The 17,345-nt window shown below is 41.7% G+C and carries 22 protein-coding genes and 1 rRNA gene; 21 read left to right on the forward strand and 2 right to left on the reverse strand.

Annotated elements, in window-relative coordinates; genetic code table 11:
* Positions 1-37: 37 nt before the first annotated feature.
* The 12 genes from RZ44_RS08460 (at position 38) to rsmI (ending at position 7,926) form a co-directional block, all read left to right on the forward strand.
* On the forward strand, positions 38-361 hold the full coding sequence (locus tag RZ44_RS08460; RefSeq protein WP_035810372.1) for a YbaB/EbfC family nucleoid-associated protein: 324 nt from the start codon (positions 38-40) through the stop codon (positions 359-361).
* Positions 362-958, forward strand: a complete 597-nt coding sequence (gene recR / locus RZ44_RS08465; RefSeq protein ID WP_035810375.1) for a recombination mediator RecR — start codon at positions 362-364, stop codon at positions 956-958. It abuts the gene before it with no gap.
* A gap of 662 nt (positions 959-1,620) precedes the next feature.
* A 5S ribosomal RNA gene (gene rrf / locus RZ44_RS08470) occupies positions 1,621-1,735 on the forward strand.
* 119 nt (positions 1,736-1,854) lie between these two features.
* Positions 1,855-3,099: an Orn/Lys/Arg family decarboxylase gene (locus RZ44_RS08475; RefSeq protein ID WP_035810377.1), complete on the forward strand. Its 1,245-nt coding sequence runs from the start codon at positions 1,855-1,857 to the stop codon at positions 3,097-3,099.
* A complete protein-coding gene (gene tmk, locus RZ44_RS08480) occupies positions 3,096-3,725 on the forward strand; it encodes a dTMP kinase (protein ID WP_035810378.1) in 630 nt (209 codons plus the stop codon). The genes RZ44_RS08475 and tmk overlap by 4 nt, the downstream gene beginning before the upstream one ends.
* Entirely contained in the window at positions 3,725-4,054 is a 330-nt protein-coding gene (locus RZ44_RS08485) for a cyclic-di-AMP receptor (protein WP_026866209.1), read from the forward strand. Before tmk ends, RZ44_RS08485 begins: the two co-directional genes overlap by 1 nt.
* A 1-nt stretch (position 4,055) precedes the next feature.
* On the forward strand, positions 4,056-4,961 hold the full coding sequence (locus RZ44_RS08490; protein ID WP_052108928.1) for a hypothetical protein: 906 nt from the start codon (positions 4,056-4,058) through the stop codon (positions 4,959-4,961).
* Positions 4,962-4,970: 9 nt separating this feature from the next.
* Entirely contained in the window at positions 4,971-5,780 is an 810-nt protein-coding gene (locus RZ44_RS08495; RefSeq protein WP_035811683.1) for a PSP1 domain-containing protein, read from the forward strand.
* Entirely contained in the window at positions 5,780-6,091 is a 312-nt protein-coding gene (locus RZ44_RS08500; RefSeq protein ID WP_035810382.1) for an initiation-control protein YabA, read from the forward strand. The genes RZ44_RS08495 and RZ44_RS08500 overlap by 1 nt, the downstream gene beginning before the upstream one ends.
* 38 nt (positions 6,092-6,129) lie before the next feature.
* Positions 6,130-6,870: a tRNA1(Val) (adenine(37)-N6)-methyltransferase gene (locus RZ44_RS08505; RefSeq protein WP_035810388.1), complete on the forward strand. Its 741-nt coding sequence runs from the start codon at positions 6,130-6,132 to the stop codon at positions 6,868-6,870.
* A complete protein-coding gene (locus RZ44_RS08510; RefSeq protein ID WP_035810390.1) occupies positions 6,854-7,111 on the forward strand; it encodes a GIY-YIG nuclease family protein in 258 nt (85 codons plus the stop codon). The genes RZ44_RS08505 and RZ44_RS08510 overlap by 17 nt, the downstream gene beginning before the upstream one ends.
* A 2-nt stretch (positions 7,112-7,113) precedes the next feature.
* Positions 7,114-7,926 carry a 16S rRNA (cytidine(1402)-2'-O)-methyltransferase gene (rsmI, locus tag RZ44_RS08515; RefSeq protein WP_231856258.1) on the forward strand — a complete coding sequence of 271 codons (813 nt, stop codon included), beginning with the start codon at positions 7,114-7,116 and terminating at the stop codon, positions 7,924-7,926.
* Positions 7,927-7,966: 40 nt separating this feature from the next.
* Here rsmI and RZ44_RS08520 read toward each other — a convergent pair whose 3' ends face one another.
* Positions 7,967-8,245, reverse strand: coding sequence for an AbrB/MazE/SpoVT family DNA-binding domain-containing protein (locus tag RZ44_RS08520; protein ID WP_035810393.1), 279 nt, complete (start codon positions 8,243-8,245; stop codon positions 7,967-7,969).
* Between the two features lie 226 nt (positions 8,246-8,471).
* On the opposite strand from RZ44_RS08520, the gene metG reads away from it, so the two are divergent.
* The 7 genes from metG to RZ44_RS08555 all read left to right on the forward strand — a co-directional run bounded on the left by metG (position 8,472) and on the right by RZ44_RS08555 (position 14,888).
* On the forward strand, positions 8,472-10,442 hold the full coding sequence (metG, locus tag RZ44_RS08525) for a methionine--tRNA ligase (protein WP_035810394.1): 1,971 nt from the start codon (positions 8,472-8,474) through the stop codon (positions 10,440-10,442).
* Positions 10,443-10,458: 16 nt separating this feature from the next.
* A complete protein-coding gene (locus RZ44_RS08530) occupies positions 10,459-11,223 on the forward strand; it encodes a TatD family hydrolase (protein ID WP_035810396.1) in 765 nt (254 codons plus the stop codon).
* Positions 11,224-11,340: 117 nt separating this feature from the next.
* A complete protein-coding gene (rnmV, locus tag RZ44_RS08535) occupies positions 11,341-11,895 on the forward strand; it encodes a ribonuclease M5 (RefSeq protein WP_035810398.1) in 555 nt (184 codons plus the stop codon).
* Positions 11,895-12,779 carry a 16S rRNA (adenine(1518)-N(6)/adenine(1519)-N(6))-dimethyltransferase RsmA gene (gene rsmA / locus RZ44_RS08540; RefSeq protein ID WP_141639008.1) on the forward strand — a complete coding sequence of 295 codons (885 nt, stop codon included), beginning with the start codon at positions 11,895-11,897 and terminating at the stop codon, positions 12,777-12,779. Before rnmV ends, rsmA begins: the two co-directional genes overlap by 1 nt.
* 75 nt (positions 12,780-12,854) lie before the next feature.
* Entirely contained in the window at positions 12,855-13,121 is a 267-nt protein-coding gene (locus tag RZ44_RS08545) for a Veg family protein (RefSeq protein ID WP_026860087.1), read from the forward strand.
* Positions 13,122-13,233: 112 nt separating this feature from the next.
* The gene (locus RZ44_RS08550) at positions 13,234-14,325 is read left to right on the forward strand and encodes an LLM class flavin-dependent oxidoreductase (protein ID WP_141639009.1); all 1,092 of its coding nucleotides are present in this window, start codon (positions 13,234-13,236) and stop codon (positions 14,323-14,325) included.
* Complete coding sequence (locus RZ44_RS08555) at positions 14,325-14,888, forward strand: NADPH-dependent FMN reductase (RefSeq protein WP_035810402.1); 564 nt, start codon at positions 14,325-14,327, stop codon at positions 14,886-14,888. Before RZ44_RS08550 ends, RZ44_RS08555 begins: the two co-directional genes overlap by 1 nt.
* A 50-nt stretch (positions 14,889-14,938) precedes the next feature.
* Here RZ44_RS08555 and RZ44_RS08560 read toward each other — a convergent pair whose 3' ends face one another.
* Entirely contained in the window at positions 14,939-15,502 is a 564-nt protein-coding gene (locus tag RZ44_RS08560) for an NADPH-dependent FMN reductase (RefSeq protein ID WP_035810403.1), read from the reverse strand.
* 174 nt (positions 15,503-15,676) lie between these two features.
* Here RZ44_RS08560 and RZ44_RS08565 point away from each other — a divergent pair, with 174 nt between their 5' ends.
* Both RZ44_RS08565 and RZ44_RS08570 read left to right on the forward strand, forming a co-directional pair.
* The gene (locus RZ44_RS08565; protein ID WP_035810406.1) at positions 15,677-16,582 is read left to right on the forward strand and encodes a LytTR family DNA-binding domain-containing protein; all 906 of its coding nucleotides are present in this window, start codon (positions 15,677-15,679) and stop codon (positions 16,580-16,582) included.
* 16 nt (positions 16,583-16,598) lie between these two features.
* Positions 16,599-17,300 (forward strand): hypothetical protein, encoded by a 702-nt coding sequence (locus RZ44_RS08570; protein WP_035810408.1) that lies wholly within the window; start codon positions 16,599-16,601, stop codon positions 17,298-17,300.
* Positions 17,301-17,345 lie beyond the last annotated feature (45 nt).

Below are 17,345 nucleotides of genomic sequence, written 5' to 3' on the forward strand. Positions count from 1 at the left end.
ATGTAAGTGATAAAATAATGTATCGGAGGATGAGAACATGCGCGGTGGTATGAACAACATGCAAGGCATGATGAAACAGATGCAGAAAATGCAAAAGAAGATGGAAGAAGAACAGGCAAAACTGAAAGAAGAAAAAATTGAAGGTACAGCCGGCGGCGGAATGGTTACTGTAGTAGTATCAGGCCATAAAGAAGTACTTGATGTTATTGTTAAAGAAGAAGTAGTAGATCCTGATGATATCGAAATGCTGCAGGACTTAATCGTTGCTGCGACTAACGAGGCTTTAAATAAAGCGGACGAACTGTCGAGTGAACGTTTAGGCAAGCATACTAAAGGCTTAAATATTCCAGGGATGATGTAAATGCATTACCCTGAACCGATATCCAAGCTCATAGACAGCTTCATGAAATTGCCAGGTATTGGGCCAAAGACAGCTCAGCGCCTGGCATTTTATGTACTCAATATGAAGGAAGACGATGTAGTCGACTTTTCGAAAAGTTTAATGCAGGTGAAGCGGGAGCTTACATTCTGCAGTGTCTGCGGACACATTACGGATGTAGATCCGTGCTATATCTGTGAAGATAAAAACCGGGACCGTTCAACAATATGTGTTGTACAGGATACGAAAGACGTTATCGCGATGGAAAAAATGCGCGAATACAACGGACTCTATCATGTACTGCAGGGGGCAATCAGTCCGATGGACGGCATCGGTCCGGAAGATATAAATATACCTTCATTACTGGAACGTCTAAAGGATGAGGAAGTAAATGAACTTATTCTTGCGACGAATCCTAATATAGAAGGTGAAAGTACCGCAATGTATTTAACACGTCTTATTAAACCGATCGGTATTAAGACGACGAGGCTTGCACACGGACTGCCGATAGGCGGAGACCTTGAGTATGCAGACGAAGTAACGCTCTCAAAAGCTATTGAATACAGAACGGAAATATAAGAGCCGCAAGGCTCTTTAAACTTTTTTAAAAGAATTTCAAATAAAGGGTTGCACAACCCGGGATTGTCCTGTATAGTTATCTCTTGTCGGGTTCGAAACAAGCACACAACAAAACACAACAAAGAAATTAACAAAAAGAAACAAATTAGTGCTTGCAATTGAAAACACCGCATGATATACTAATTAAGCAGTCAACAAGAGCTTAACACAAACGAAACAAAGCTTTACATAAAGAACATTGAAAACTGAATGACAATATGTCAACGTTTAATTCCGAATACAAAGTCTTCTATTATATAGGAGCACAGGTTGAGGCGAACAACACAAACGCAAACGAGATACTGTCAGCAGTATCACACAGAGCTTATTATTAAGCTTTCCAATCATGGAGAGTTTGATCCTGGCTCAGGATGAACGCTGGCGGCGTGCCTAATACATGCAAGTCGAGCGCGAGAATGAGGAGCTTGCTCCTCATGATCGAGCGGCGGACGGGTGAGTAACACGTAGGCAACCTACCCTTGAGATTGGGATAACACATTCAGCGGACAAATACTAATCCATCGATGACTTATTCAAGTAAATAATGAACAATTTAAAGAGTGCGTTCACTCTTTTCGATACTTCTATCCGGTTTTGAATGTATATGACATTCAACCAAATAGTCTGGCGGCGATGGCGGAGAGGCCACACCTGTTCCCATGTCGAACACAGCAGTTAAGCTCTCCAGCGCCGATGGTAGTTGGACTGACGTCCCGCAAGAGTAGGACGCTGCCAGGCGAATACATATTTAATATATGGATGCGATGAGCCGCATTGAGACCTTTCGAGGTCTCTTTTTTTTTGGTCTTTTTTCTATAGTATAATGAAGGTATTAAACTGATTTTTCGGAGGTACATATGTCTCTTATTAATAAATTGCAGGTACTGCATAATAAAAATGCGATATCTATGCATGTGCCGGGGCACAAAAATAATACGATCGGGAAATTGTCCGATGTGGTTAAAGCAAATCATGACTTGACCGAAATACCCGGTCTCGATGATCTTCATGAGCCGGTTGAAGTATTAAATGAATTGAATAGTATGCTTGCTGAAAAATCTCCTGGTTACACAGCGCAGGCTATGGTAAACGGAACAACTAATGGTATTATCTGCAGCATTTATGCAGTAAGTGAAATGGTAGGACATTACTATATCATAGGAGATGCACACAAATCGGTATATCATGGTGTATCCCTTGTGAATGCTGATTATACAGTAATCGACCTTAACGAAATATATGATATTAATCCCGAGAACAGCTGTGTGATATTTACATCTCCTGACTATACAGGTTCGCTTATTAAGGGTATCAGTGAGTATGTTGATTATGTAAGAAGAAACAAGGGGATAAGTATAATAGATGCAGCGCATGGGGCTCATTTATCCGTCACTGAAAACTTTAAGGAATCATTATTAAGTTCAGGTGCTGATGTCGTCATAGAATCGTATCATAAAATGCTGCCTGCACTGACGATGGCTTCTGTACTGTTTACGAAAGAGGATAATCTTCATCAGCGGATTATGCATTACATTAATCAGTTTGAAACATCCAGTCCGTCATATCTGGTGCTGGCTTCAATAGAGTATGCGCAGCAGTTTTATAACAGCTATGATGACAGGTTGTTTTTTGAAAAGAGAGCAGAGCTGATACAACATCTTAAAAAGTCGGGAATCGATGCAGCGGAACAGGATGATCCAGCGAAGCTGATACTGAATGCACCGGACGGTGCATTCAATCTTGAAAGAAGTCTGCGTAAGTCAGGTATATACTCGGAAATGGTTACTGATGAAGGTGTTCTTTGGTGTCTGCCGTTATGGCATGAAGGAGACAGCTATCCTTTTACAGAGCTGCTGGAGAGAATTGAAAATTTAACAGCAGCTGATGAGGAAGAAGGAACATTTATAAATACAGACATTCTCGAAGGCAGGATATGTGTGGAGAACATCGTTCCTTATCCGCCGGGTGTACCGCTTGTGTTAAAAGGTAATATGATTACACGAGACGTAATTAAAAGGATAAAGCACTGCCAGGTTAATCATGTTAAAATAGAGGGTATACAATATAACATCCACTATTATATGAATGAGGCAGAAAAATGAGTTACTTCATCACTTTTGAAGGTCCGGAAGGATCAGGAAAAACTACGGTTATAGAACAGATCAGAGCACTGCTGGCAAAAACTCATGAAGTCGTAAAGACGCGTGAGCCAGGCGGTATACCAATCAGCGAAAAAATTCGCGAAGTAATACTGACGAAAGAACATGATATGGATGGCAGAACAGAAGCGCTGCTTTTTGCAGCATCACGCCGTCAGCATCTTGTAGAACGTGTAGTACCGGCACTTGAATCAGGTAAAATTGTATTGTGCGACAGATTTATCGACAGTTCACTTGCTTACCAGGGTATCGCCCGCGGTATCGGTTTTGATGATATAATGGCGGTAAATAAATTTGCGATTGAACATCATATGCCTGATTTAACCATTTACCTAAAGCTCGATCCGGAAACAGGACTGCAGCGGATCCGCGATAATGCCCGGGAAAATAATCGTCTGGATGATGAAACTATGGACTTTCATAAAAAAGTAGTCTTGGGTTATAATGAGTTATCGGAGTTATATCCCGACAGAATTAAAATTGTTGATGCAGCCCAGTCAGTCGAAGACGTAGTAAGAGATACATTAAATATTATAAATACTTATATACAATCTAGAGGTGAAGAATAATGAAAATGGTAATAGCTATTGTCCAGGACCATGACAGCCAAAGATTAAATGATAAATTAACAAAAAATGATTTCCGTAACACGAAACTTGCTTCTACAGGCGGTTTCCTTCGTGCAGGTAACACTACTTTCCTGTGCGGGGTTGAAGATGCACGTGTAGACGAACTTCTTAAACTTATTGACGACACTTGCGGTAACCGTGAGCAGACAGTTGCACCGGTAACACCAATGGGCGGTAATGCAGATTCTTACATTCCTTACCCTGTTGAAGTTGAAGTCGGCGGCGCTACTGTTTTTGTTTTACCGATTGAACAATTTGAAAGATTTTAAGATGAATAACAGTATCGTACAGCAGCAGTTATTAAAAATTATCGAGAACAATAAGCTGAGTCATACTTATATGTTCGAAGGTGATACAATAGAAACACTGCGCAAATACAGCAAGTTTTTTGCGCTGCATATTTTCGGCAGCAATACACGTAATGAGATGCTGATTGATTCAGGCAACCATCCGGATTTATATTATTTATCGACAGCTGAAAACACGATTAAGAAAGAGGAAATCGAGCAGCTTGTCCGCCAGATGAACCAGAAGCCAATCGAGTCTGATTATAAAGTGTATATTATCGAGCAGTTTGAAAAACTGACTCCGCAGGCTGAAAACAGTATTTTGAAATTTTTAGAAGAACCGCCGGAAAAAACAATTGCAATATTATTAACGATAAATAAAAGCGGCATTCTGCCGACTATACATTCGAGAAGCCAGCACATCCATATCCAGGGAGAAGACGGGGACCGTGAAGATTCACTGCCGAACTTAAGCGAAGCCGAAACGAAAACCGTCAACGCTCTCTCGCTGAATGCTCATCACGTTAACGGGATGGCGGAAAAATTCAGCGATATGCGCGGAGAAGCAGTAAACTTCGGAACGCGCTGGATACATAATCATCCGCTGGTGTTAATCGATGCGAAAAAGATGGTCGATCTTTGTGATGACCGTAAAGATTACGAACTGATGCTGCAGCTCCTTTCCGGATTTATCCGTCAGGCGCTGCATCAGACTATCGGTCTCGATGACTTTAAACCATTTGATACACCAATGCCAAAAGGCAATGATGTAAACGCAGTGAAACTGTCGCGCATGCTTGAAGAAATTCAAAAAGCGAATCAACTGCTTTCATTTAACGTTAATCCGATGCTTGTTTTTGAAGGTATGGTCATAGGTGCGAAAGGTTGATGAATGAATATGCTTAAAATCATCAAGGTCACGCAACTTGATTATTACGATAATATTTATATCACGTGCAGTGATGATTCCATAGAACGCGGAGATTATATTGTCGCGGAAACAAAAAGAGGGCTGGAACTGCTGAATGTAGTCAAAGGCACTTATGAAATTCCGAAAGATAATATCGTTGAACCGGACGGCAAGTTCCTTCGTCTGGCAACAGAAGAAGATTTAATTAAATTTAAATCGAATGAAGAAAAAGCTGAAGCTGCACTGGAATTTTGTGCAAAGGCAATTAAAGATGAAAAGCTTAATATGAACCTCGTAAATGCTAAATTTACGCTTGATATGAAGAAGCTGATTTTTAACTTTACTGCAGATGACAGAGTAGATTTCAGAGCGCTTGTCAGAATACTGGCGACACGTTTTAAAACGCGTATCGAACTGCGCCAGATCGGCGTCAGAGATGAAGCGAAATACCTTGGCGGTATCGGTCCGTGTGGCCGTGCACACTGCTGTTCGACATTCCTTGGTGATTTTGTTCCGGTGAGCATCCAGATGGCAAAGAACCAGGATCTGTCTCTGTCACCAAGCAAAATATCAGGGGCATGCGGCCGTCTGATGTGCTGCTTAAATTACGAAGACGAGTATTACGAGGATGCACGGACAAAACTGCCTGATGTCGGCGCGAAAGTGAAGACACCGGCGGGTATCGGCAGAGTGATCGGCATTAATATACTGGATCTTGCAGTCAGAGTAAAAGGTTCAGATGATTATATTGAAGAGTACGGCGAAGAAGATATCGATAAGCTAGAGGTTGTGAAGTAATGGACCGTGAACAATTGTTCCTGCACATTCAGCAGCTCGAACGCAATATTAGAATGATGGATGAAGAAGTGCAGACACTGAAAGAACTCACTGTAAAACTGGTTGAGGAAAACGTCAGCCTGGAACTTGAAAAAGAAAACTATGAGCAGCTTTTAAATGATAAAGAGACCGCAGACTCTCCGTTTAAAGAAAACTCATTGAAAAGTTTATACGATGAAGGATTTCATGTATGCAGCATTCATTTTGGCACACACAGGCACGGAGACGACTGCTTATTCTGCCAGGCATTTTTTAATGAAAGACAAAGTTAAAGCAGCGGACAGCTGCTTTTCTTTTTGGAGTGAACTCAATGTTAAAACCACATGAACGCATAGATGACCTGTTCAGGGAAAATATGCGTATTATTCAAAGCAGCGAAACTTTTTCATTTTCTGTCGATGCACTGCTGCTCGGCAACTTTGTAAAAATTAATAAGCGGGATAACAGAATTATGGATTTATGCAGCGGCAACGGTATTATACCTCTCCTCTTATCCCACCGTGCCAAACAGCCGATCGATGCTGTCGAAATACAGGAACTGCTGGCAGATATGGCAAACCGCAGCATACAGATGAATGGCAAATCGGAACAGATTACGATGTATAACCTCGATATTAAAGAACTTAAAACTTCCATGAAGCATTCCTCGTATGATGTCATTACGGTAAATCCGCCGTACTTTACAAGTAACCAGCCGTTAAAGGATAAAGGACCGCAGAGTATTGCGCGCCACGAACTGCATATCGATTTAAAAGGCATCGTCGAAGCATGCCGCTATTTACTTACGAATAAAGGCAGACTGTATATGGTCCACCGTGCAGAGCGCAGTGCCGAAGTGTTTACAGAGATGCATAACCAGGGCTTCAGAGTCAGACGCGCCCAGTATGTGTACAACGATGTAAACAGCAGAAATGCGATGTTTATCGTTGTGGAAGCAATCTTTAATTCAAATGCATATGCCGATATACTCCCGCCGTTTTATATTTATAATGAGGACAAGACGTATTCGGATGAAATGCTCGAGGTGTATTACGGTGACAGCAGAAGATAAGAAGTATTACGTATATATTGTTGAGTGCAGTGACTTCAGTCTTTACACCGGCTATACGACGGATATTGATGCGAGAATTACAACGCACAATGCGGGACTCGGTGCAAAGTACACGAGGGGCAGGCTGCCTGTGACGCTCCGCTACGTCGAAGTGTTCGACTCGAAGAGCGTGGCACTGAAGCGGGAATATGCAATTAAACAGCTGACAAAACAGCAGAAATTATCGTTAATAGGAGGATAATGATGTTATATATTACCGGGACACCGATAGGGAACTTGGATGATATGTCGTACAGAGCAGTTAAAACACTCGAAGAAGCAGATGCAATACTCTGTGAGGATACGCGTATTACCCGAAAATTAACGACACATTTTAATATTGATACGCCGCTGAAAAGCTATCACGATTTCAATAAGGAAGAAACGACGGAATCTATAATAGAAGATATAAGAGACGGTAAAATTTATGCGCTTGTGACCGATGCCGGTATGCCGGTCATATCGGATCCCGGATTTGAACTCGTCAGCCGCATGCAGGATGAAAAACTGCCGTATACGGTTATTCCTGCAGCATCTGCTTTTACGATGGCATTAGTTGCAAGCGGCATTCCGAGTTACGAATTTACGTATTTCGGCTTTCTGCCTAAAAGTGCATCGAGGCAGAGGGAGAAACTTTCTGAAATTATGCACCATAAGTTTACGTCTGTACTCTATGAATCACCGCATCGTATAAAATCACTGATGACGGAAATCAGCAAAGTCGACAGCAGCAGGATAGTCAGCATATCGAGAGAAATTACAAAGAAATTCGAACAGCATGTCAGAGGTACAGCCGATGAAATTTTAGCGCAGCTGGATAACGGAATTCCTTTAAAAGGTGAATTCGTTGTCGTGATTGATAATTATAAAGAAGAACAGTCTGCATTTACAGGAACGCCGAAAGACCATGTTACAGAGCTCGTTGAGGAAGGTATGCGTCCGAAAGATGCCATTAAACTTGTAGCGGAACTGCGCGGATTAAAAAAGCAGGAAGTATATAATGAATTTCATAAATAATAGACCGTGAATGAAATATTCACGGTCCGGTTTCTTTTAACTATTTATCGATTTTCTTTTGAATTTCTTTAATTAACTGATCGGCGCCTTCTTTGCTTAGTACAATTTTACCGTCAGCAAGTGACATGTTGTCATCGGATACATCGCCGGTTACTGCGCAAGTCATGCGTGGCTGGTATTTTTTCAGAATGATTTTATCGTCATCAGTGAAAATTTCCAGAGCATCTTTAACTTCAATATCGAGTACGCGACGCAGTTCAATTGGAATAACGACGCGTCCAAGTTCATCAACTTTACGCACAATTCCAGTAGATTTCATTAGTGATTCCTCCTACATTTTTAACCAAAATATTATGGGTTATGTCCAATACGGAAATATGATCGTGCAGTAAAATATAGAAATATAAGCTTCGAATGTATTACCGGAAATTGGATATTCATGACTATAGCACAAAAATTATGGGAAAACTATTAAAAACTGTTCAGAATTGAAAAACATACATAAATTAGATATATTAGATAAGTATATTATAGGAGGATGTCCCATGACCAAACCAACATTTTATATCACTACGCCAATTTATTATCCGAGTGGAAAACTCCATATCGGTAACGCTTATACGACAATTGCATGTGATGTAATGGCACGATATAAACGCCTGAGAGGCTTTGACGTATACTACTTAACAGGTACTGACGAACACGGTCAGAAAATAGAGCAGAAAGCTGATGACATGGGGATTACACCTCAGGCCTACGTCGATGATATGGCGAAGGGAATGAAAGACCTGTGGGAAATGCTTGATATTACGTATGATCAGTTCATCCGTACAACGAGCGATAAACATAAAGCAGCTGTACAGCACATCTTTGAACGTCTTCTTAAGCAGGGTGATATTTACCTTGGCGAATACGAAGGCTGGTACTCGGTTCAGGATGAGGAATTCTTTACAGAAACTCAGCTCGACGAAGTTTACCGTGATGAAGACGGTAAAATGATCGGCGGAAGAGCGCCAAGCGGGCACGACGTTGAACTTGTTAAAGAAGAAAGCTACTTCTTCAGAATGAGTAAATATGCTGACCGTCTTGTGCAGTACTATGAAGATAACCCGGATTTTATTCAGCCGGCGGCACGTAAAAATGAAATGCTGAACAACTTTATTAAACCGGGACTTGAGGATCTTGCAGTATCAAGAACGACATTTAAATGGGGTGTACCGGTTCAATCTGATCCGAAGCACGTTGTTTACGTATGGATTGATGCACTTGCAAACTACATTACAGCGCTGGGCTATTCAACAGACGAAGACGAACTGTTTAAAAAATACTGGCCTGCAGATGTACATATGATTGGTAAGGAAATCGTAAGATTCCATGCCATTTACTGGCCGATTATGCTGATGGCACTCGATCTGCCGTTACCGAAAAAATTACTTGGACACGGCTGGCTGCTAATGAAAGACGGCAAGATGTCGAAGTCTAAAGGAAACGTTATTTACCCTGACCAGATTGTTGAACGTTACGGTCTCGACTCTCTGCGCTACTACTTAATGCGCGAAGTGCCATTCGGTTCTGACGGCGTATTTACACCGGAGTCGTTTATCGAGCGTACGAACTTCGACTTGGCGAACGACCTGGGAAATCTGGTTAACCGTACAATTTCAATGATCAACAAATATTTCGACGGCAATGTACCGGCTTACACAGGTGCACATACCGACTTCGATAAGAGCCTTGAAAAAGCTGTAAAAGATAACGTTCAGGAGTATGAAACGTCAATGGAAAACATGCAGTTCAGCCATGCGCTCAGAGCAGTATGGACAATTATCGGACGTTCGAACAAGTACATCGATGAAACTGCACCGTGGGTACTGGCTAAAGATGAAGCGAACAAAGAAGCACTTGGCAATGTTATGGTACACTTGGCTGAGAATATCCGTATCGCAGCGGTATTATTAAGCCCGTATCTTCCACATGGTCCGAAAGAAATCTTTAAACAGCTGAACATTACTGATGAAAACCAGCAGACATACGAATCGGTAATGGAGTACGGCATTGTTAAACCGGAAGGTCCGCTGTCCAAACCGACGCCAATCTACCCGAGACTTGATGTTGAAGAAGAGGTGACGCACATCAAAGATCAGATGCGTCCGCCGGCAGCAGAAGAACCGGAAGAGGAAGCTGAAGCGGCAGAAAAAATTACAATTGATGACTTTAACAAAGTAGAAATTAAAGTCGCAACTGTTATTGCGGCAGAAGCTGTGAAGAAAGCGAAAAAACTGCTGAAAATCCAGGTGGATCTCGGCAATGAAGAACGTCAGATTGTCTCCGGGATTCACGAACACTATGAGCCGGGTGACATTATCGGCAAGAAAGTACTTGTCGTAACGAACCTTCAGCCTGTAAAACTGCGAGGAGAAAAATCAGAAGGTATGATTTTAACAGCGGAAAAAGGCAGCCGTCTCACGTTAATCGATGTGCCTGACGGCATTGAGAACGGCAGCATTGTAAAATAAATCAGGGAGTGATTTTGTGCTAATCGATACACACGTCCATCTGAATGCACACCAGTACGATGAAGATCTCGATGAAGTCATTGCGCGTGCGCGGGAAAGTGGTCTCGAGAAAATGGTTGTTATCGGCTGCGACCGTCCGTCGATTGAACGCACGATGGAACTCATTGAAGAATATGATGATATATACGGCGTTATCGGCTGGCATCCGGTCGATGCAATCGACTGTACTGACGAAGATCTCAAATGGATAGAAGAATTATCCGCCCATAAGAAAATTGTCGGTATCGGTGAAACAGGACTCGACTATCATTGGGACAAGTCACCGAAAGATGTACAGAAAGAACTGTTCAGAAAGCAGCTGGCACTGGCAAAACGTGTCGGCCTGCCGATTATAATTCACAACCGCGAATCGACTGATGACTGTGTGGAAATTCTGAAAGAAGAAAATGCCGGAGAAATCGGTGGTATTATGCACGCATTCAGCGCGGATGAAAAAACTGCGGATGAGATTATCGGTATGAACTTCTATGTCTCACTTGGCGGACCTGTGACATTTAAAAATGCACAGCTGCCAAAAGACATCGCTGTACATGTACCGCTTGAACGACTGCTCGTTGAAACGGATGCACCGTATTTAACACCGCATCCGTTCCGCGGAAAACGTAACGAACCGGCCCACGTAAAGCTGGTGGCCGAGAAAATTGCAGAGCTTCGCGGCATGAGCTACGAAGACCTGGCGAAAGCGACGACAGAGAACGCTAAAAGACTGTATAACATCTAAAATGAAAGTGTTTCACTTTGACTTTGGTTGAGGTGGAGCACTTTTTTATTGTGGTGAAAGATAAGAAGTATGAAAAATATGGTATGATACTAAACGAGGTATAAGAGGTGACAATGTATGGAAAAACCTGTGATTAAAGAAATTATTGTTGTCGAGGGCAGAGATGATACACGCAGATTAAAAGAAGCGGTAATCTGTGAAACAATTGAAACAAACGGTTCTGCAATTAATCAGCGTACACTTGATGAAATTGAAGTGGCGTTAAATACGCGCGGTGCCATTATATTTACAGACCCGGACTTCCCGGGTCATAAAATCAGAAATACGATTATCGAACGCTTTCCGAATATAAAAGAAGCATTTTTACCAAAACATAAAGCACTCGGACACAATAGTGTCGGTGTGGAGCATGCCCATCCTGAAGACATCCGTTCGGCATTGGAAAACTGCCGGACGAGTCAGCAGATCGAAGAAGAGCTGTTCACAATTCAGGATATGCAGTATTTAAAGCTGTCCGGAAATTCCGCTGCGAAAGAACGCCGTGAGTATTTAACGGAACGGCTGAATATCGGCTATGCCAATGCAACACAGCTTCGAAAAAAGCTGAACCGCTACAGTATCTCTCCTGAAAGAGTGGCAGAAATATTAAATGAGCTGGAAGTGAATAACTGATGAAACATATATCAACTGTGGGACGTACGAAAGAAATACTTGAGAAACATCACTTTACGTTTAAGAAAAGTCTCGGACAGAACTTTTTAATCGACTCGAATGTCATTAAGGAAGTTATCCATAAAGCAGATATTAATGAAAATACAGGTGTTATCGAAGTTGGTCCGGGTATCGGCTCGTTAACAGAGCATCTTGCAATCAATGCAAAAAAAGTGCTGGCATTTGAAATTGACCAGCGTCTGATTCCCGTGCTCGATGATACGTTAAGCGCATACGATAATGTCACTGTCATTAACGAAGACATACTGGAAGCAAATGTACCTGCACGTATTGAGGAATATTTAAGCGACTGTGATGATATTGTCGTTGTGGCAAATCTGCCTTACTATATTACAACACCTATACTGATGAATTTCCTGACTGCACACCTGCCAATTTCACGATATTACGTGATGATGCAAAAAGAAGTCGGAGAACGTATCAGTGCATCGCCGAATTCAAAAGCATACGGCTCACTGTCGATTGCAATCGATTATTACACTGAGGCGAAAACAGTACAGCACGTACCGAGAACTGTATTTATGCCGCCGCCGAACGTCGATTCAATTATCGTGGAACTGAAAACGAGAAGTGAAAGAAAAGTCGAAGTGGATGATGAAGACAGTTTCTTCAAATTAACGAGGGGGGCATTCCTGCACCGCCGTAAAACGATTCTGAACAACTATCAGACACTGTTTCTTGACGGTAAAAAGAAAAAAGATGAAATCCGTGCGCTGTTTGAAGCAGCCGGCATCGAACCTGTCCGCCGCGGTGAAAGTTTATCGTTAGAAGACTTTAAGAAAATCTACGATGCTTTCAAGAAAAGTGACTTGGAATTCGCCTGAAAATGTTGAGATAATGGCAATTTTTTGACAGAATTATGTAAACTTGTTATACTTGATTTAGTGAGGTGGGGTATAATGCCAAAAACATTAATCGACATCAAAAAGATTCTTGATTGTCAGTTAGGAAATCCATGTGTACTTCGTGCAAACGGAGGCCGCAAGAAGTTGATTGAAAGAAAAGGTATTCTAAGAGAGACTTATCCATCGATTTTCGTAGTTGAACTAGATCAAGACGAGCATAATTTTGAGCGTGTATCTTATACATACACAGACGTACTGACATCAAACGTAGAGGTTACATTCTATAACGACGATTTTACAGAAGAATTTTTAATTCAATAACATATTGAAAAGCCATCCGAAAGGATGGTTTTTTTGTTTTATGAGCGGATATTGAGCATGCGCCGGTCATTATATATATTATGGAAATTATATAACATATGGAGTGTGACTTATGACTAAAATTAATCCTCATATCATGCCTGGAATTGATAAATCTAAAGGGCTTGAATTCGGCTTGTACACGCTCGGCGATCATCTACCGAATCCGCATACAGGAGAAAGAATCCCGGCGGGCCGGCGAATAAAGGAAATTATTGAAACTGCACAGTATGCTGAACAGGCGGGAATCGATACGTTTCAGGTTGGAGAATCCCATCAGGATGATTTTGTATCCCAGGCGCATATGATAATATTATCGGCGATTGCACAGTCGACCGGCAGAATGAAAATTGCCTCCGGTTCGACGATTATCAGTACATCGGATCCGGTGCGTGTATTTGAAGATGCTTCGACGATTGATCTGATATCCGGCGGACGTATGGAAGTCATTGCGGGACGGGCTTCACGTGTCGGTCTGTATGAACTGCTCGGCTATAATTTAAATGATTACGAAGCATTGTTCGAAGAAAAGTTTGATTTGCTTTTAAAAATTAACGAAAATGAATACGTGGACTGGCAGGGAGAATTCCGTGCGCCGTTAAACAATGCGCATGTCATTCCGCGCCCGGAAAATGAACATAACGGTCTGCCGGTATGGCGTGCAGTCGGCGGTTCAATGGCTTCTGCGCATAAGGCGGGACTAGCGGGTGTACCGATGTACCAGGCACATCTCGGCGGACCGGCTGATGTATTTAAGAGCCGTATCGACCTGTACAGGCAGACGGCGGCGGAGGCGGGTTACGACGCTTCTAAACTGCCGGTTGCAACAGCAGGGTTCTTTTTTACACATGAAGATACACTGGAAGCGTACCGTAAATACTACCCTCATATTAATGAAGGGATGAAGAGAACAAACGGTCAGGGATTCCCGAAACAGGGCTTTGCACAGGGTCAGGATTACCGCAGTGTGATTAACGTCGGTGACCCGGAACTGATTATCGAGAAGATACTTTATCAGCATGAATTGTTTAATCACGACCGTTATATTGCACAGCTTGACTTCGGCGGCGTGACAATGGACGATATTAAACGTAACATAGATATTATTGGGGAGAAGATTTTACCTGCAGTTAAAAAATATACAAAGCGACAGGGGGAACAGTAATGAAAGCAGTAATCATCAGCGGTTCAGTCGTCGGAAGCAAGACGAGGAAGGCGACGACAGCACTCAGGGAAAAGATTGAATCATTGAATGCTCATGACATTGAATATATCGACTTAAAAAATTATGATATGCCGTTCAGCGACGGCAGAAACTATTTGGATTACGGCGGTTCTACGACAGAAGCACTGACTAAAATAATGGAAGCGGATGTGGTGTTTATCGGCACACCGATTTTTCAGGCATCGATTCCGGGACCGTTAAAAAATTTATTTGATCTGCTGCCGCCGGATGCATTCCGAAACAAAACAGTCAGTATGATTATTACTGCCGGCTCACTCAGACATTATCTGGTGCCGGAACAGCAGTTAAAACCGATTCTGTCATATATGAAAGCTGATATTGTACCGGGATATGTCTATATTCTGGATCAGGACTTCGGAACAGAAGGCATTGAGAATGATGATATTCTCTTAAGGCTCGATGCATTGATGGATAATACATTTAATAATGCAGAGGCTCATCAGGCTGTGCTGGATAAGTTTGATGAATCATTCGGATTTTAATGCAAAAAGACGTTCAGGATAATTATCCTGAACGTCTTTTTTATCATTTATTATCTGATTGTTTTAAGTCCGTTAGCCCAGTTGACTGTAGTAGTGATTACAGATTCGATTGTCGGGTTGTGTAATTCAGCTGGTGCAAATTTAGTCATTTCTTCAAAGTCAGTGAACAGGCTGAAAGCACCGAATGGGCCTACAGTTGCCATGTTGAAGTTTGAAAGAATCTGACGCAGTGAAAGTGTTGCAGCAACACCAAGTGTAGAACCGTAACCTACGATACCTGCTGATTTGTTACCGAACTCAGGTCCGATGTAGTCAAGAAGGTTTTTAAGAGCCGGTGAAACGGCTTTGTTGTATTCTGGAGTAACGAAGATATAACCGTCAAGTGAATCAATTTTAGCTGACCAGTTATTAATTACATCAGAACCGTACTGTCTGTTAGCCATTAATGGCGGTAAAGCTTCTTTAAATACTGGTGCATCGTAATCTTTGATGTCTACGATTTCGAATTCAGCACCTGTATCCATTTTTTCAGCAAAGTCTTTAAGCCACTCTGCAACCTGTAAGTTAACACGTGATTCACGTGTACTTCCTGTAACAATACCAATTTTAGTCATTGTATAATTCCTCCGGAGTATATGAAAAGTATTAAGTTACATTTTGTAACCAATTTTTAATATACAGTAATTAGAAATGGAAATAAAGGTTTCGGCTCATTTTTATTCAGAAATTGTCATGATTACGTTTACATGGTAAATTTAAAATGATTTTAAACAATGGGAGCAGTGACTATGGAGATACCGGTTCAAAAATTAACAGACAGCCAGACTGATGGAAATATTATAATGACAGCAGGTGAGACTCTCGCTGTCCAAATTCCGTATGAACGACTCGGGTTATTTGAGAAAACATTGCAAAATGAAGGCACCCACGTATTTTCAGGCAGCCTGTTATATTATAAGCGTATGAATTTAAAAGTTCATATCGAGTATTTAAGAAAATGGTACAACAGTCAGCTGAAAACAGAGGACCTTATCCGCCAGTTTAATATTGCCGATGTTTCACTCAGAATGTCTAAACAGAGCCGCTCTGAAATTCAAAAACTGACATATATTCATGCACTGCTCAGCGGCAATAAGCACATCGTATTCATCGATCCGTTTATCAATACAGTGACGGATAATATTCATTTGTTTCATAAAATGAAAGAACAGCTGATGCAGCAGGGTAAATCATTGTTCGTTGCGACGTCCAGACTGGAAGATGCGTTTATCGTCCAGCCGGATGTCATGAAACTGACTGAAAAAGGACTGCAGATTGTAGAAACAGCAGACAACACTGAAGAAGACGGCTCTCAGAATGTGAGCAAAATAAAAGTCAGAGCACACGATAAAACGATATTCGTCACTATCGGGGATATTGAATATCTCGAAAGTCAGGACGGTAAAGTGTATATTAATCTCGGCTCTGAGAAGTTTATCATGGAATCGACGCTGCAGGCTGCTGAAGAACAGCTTGGAGGGCATGGATTTTACCGCTGTCACCGTTCTTACATCGTTAATCTTCATAAAGTAAAAGAAATTATTACATGGTCAAAGAATACTTATTCCGTTATTATCAGTAATCCTGAAAAATCAAAAATTCCGCTGTCACGTGCGAAGTTTAATGAAATACAGGAAAAACTGGTAAAACTATAAACTAAAAGGTGACTATATGAACACACATAAAATACGGGCGACAATATACAGAGATATAAGAGAGTTCTTTACGAATTATGCTGTTCTGACACTGCTGGTTATGCCCCCGGCTATGGCGCTGTTATATGGAGGTACTGCACAAAAATCCGGAGCGGAAATGCCGGAAATTATGATATTTGTTGTGCTCGGAACGACGCTGTCTGCAGTCACAACAAATATTCCGCTTATGCTGTATGCTGAAGAAAATGAACACGGTCTGTTAAAACTTGTCATGCATACCCGGAGTGATCTGGTAAACGGCATGCTCGGAAGAAGTATAGTGACGCTCTTGATTACAGCTGCTGTAACTACAGTATCTCTGGTAATAATGAATGGGACCGGCATATTCAGCCTGCCGCTCTTTGCCGGATTGATACTCGCAGCGATTATATTTTTAAATCTGGGTTTGTGGACAGGGTTGTACGCGAAGCTGCAGTCGACATCGACAGTATATGGTGTAATAATCTTATTCTTCCTCGGTATGACTCCGATTGCAGAAACGTTAAATGTTAAAGAAGACAGTATCATAATAGTGATTGCCGAACTGACTCCAGTGTACCAGCTGATAGCGATACATAATAACGCCGGAATAATGCCGTACGTTATTTTGCTGCTGTGGCTTGGTCTGACAATGTTTCTTGTCCGGATGGCGGTATCGAAACGTACCGAAACACTCTAGTACAGTTCACCGGATTTAAGTACAGTTCAGAAAAACAAAGGTACA

The organism is Jeotgalicoccus saudimassiliensis, assembly GCF_000756715.1.
In the GTDB taxonomy this organism is placed as follows: domain Bacteria; phylum Bacillota; class Bacilli; order Staphylococcales; family Salinicoccaceae; genus Jeotgalicoccus; species Jeotgalicoccus saudimassiliensis.

Coding starts and splice junctions, on each gene's coding strand:
- RZ44_RS08460 (WP_035810372.1), top strand. CDS start 38: ATGCGCGGTGGTATGAACAACATGCAAGGCATGATGAAACAGATGCAG.
- recR (WP_035810375.1), top strand. CDS start 362: ATGCATTACCCTGAACCGATATCCAAGCTCATAGACAGCTTCATGAAA.
- RZ44_RS08475 (WP_035810377.1), top strand. CDS start 1,855: ATGTCTCTTATTAATAAATTGCAGGTACTGCATAATAAAAATGCGATA.
- tmk (WP_035810378.1), top strand. CDS start 3,096: ATGAGTTACTTCATCACTTTTGAAGGTCCGGAAGGATCAGGAAAAACT.
- RZ44_RS08485 (WP_026866209.1), top strand. CDS start 3,725: ATGAAAATGGTAATAGCTATTGTCCAGGACCATGACAGCCAAAGATTA.
- RZ44_RS08490 (WP_052108928.1), top strand. CDS start 4,056: ATGAATAACAGTATCGTACAGCAGCAGTTATTAAAAATTATCGAGAAC.
- RZ44_RS08495 (WP_035811683.1), top strand. CDS start 4,971: ATGCTTAAAATCATCAAGGTCACGCAACTTGATTATTACGATAATATT.
- RZ44_RS08500 (WP_035810382.1), top strand. CDS start 5,780: ATGGACCGTGAACAATTGTTCCTGCACATTCAGCAGCTCGAACGCAAT.
- RZ44_RS08505 (WP_035810388.1), top strand. CDS start 6,130: ATGTTAAAACCACATGAACGCATAGATGACCTGTTCAGGGAAAATATG.
- rsmI (WP_231856258.1), top strand. CDS start 7,114: ATGTTATATATTACCGGGACACCGATAGGGAACTTGGATGATATGTCG.
- RZ44_RS08520 (WP_035810393.1), bottom strand. CDS start 8,245: ATGAAATCTACTGGAATTGTGCGTAAAGTTGATGAACTTGGACGCGTC.
- metG (WP_035810394.1), top strand. CDS start 8,472: ATGACCAAACCAACATTTTATATCACTACGCCAATTTATTATCCGAGT.
- rnmV (WP_035810398.1), top strand. CDS start 11,341: ATGGAAAAACCTGTGATTAAAGAAATTATTGTTGTCGAGGGCAGAGAT.
- rsmA (WP_141639008.1), top strand. CDS start 11,895: ATGAAACATATATCAACTGTGGGACGTACGAAAGAAATACTTGAGAAA.
- RZ44_RS08545 (WP_026860087.1), top strand. CDS start 12,855: ATGCCAAAAACATTAATCGACATCAAAAAGATTCTTGATTGTCAGTTA.
- RZ44_RS08550 (WP_141639009.1), top strand. CDS start 13,234: ATGACTAAAATTAATCCTCATATCATGCCTGGAATTGATAAATCTAAA.
- RZ44_RS08555 (WP_035810402.1), top strand. CDS start 14,325: ATGAAAGCAGTAATCATCAGCGGTTCAGTCGTCGGAAGCAAGACGAGG.
- RZ44_RS08560 (WP_035810403.1), bottom strand. CDS start 15,502: ATGACTAAAATTGGTATTGTTACAGGAAGTACACGTGAATCACGTGTT.
- RZ44_RS08565 (WP_035810406.1), top strand. CDS start 15,677: ATGGAGATACCGGTTCAAAAATTAACAGACAGCCAGACTGATGGAAAT.
- RZ44_RS08570 (WP_035810408.1), top strand. CDS start 16,599: ATGAACACACATAAAATACGGGCGACAATATACAGAGATATAAGAGAG.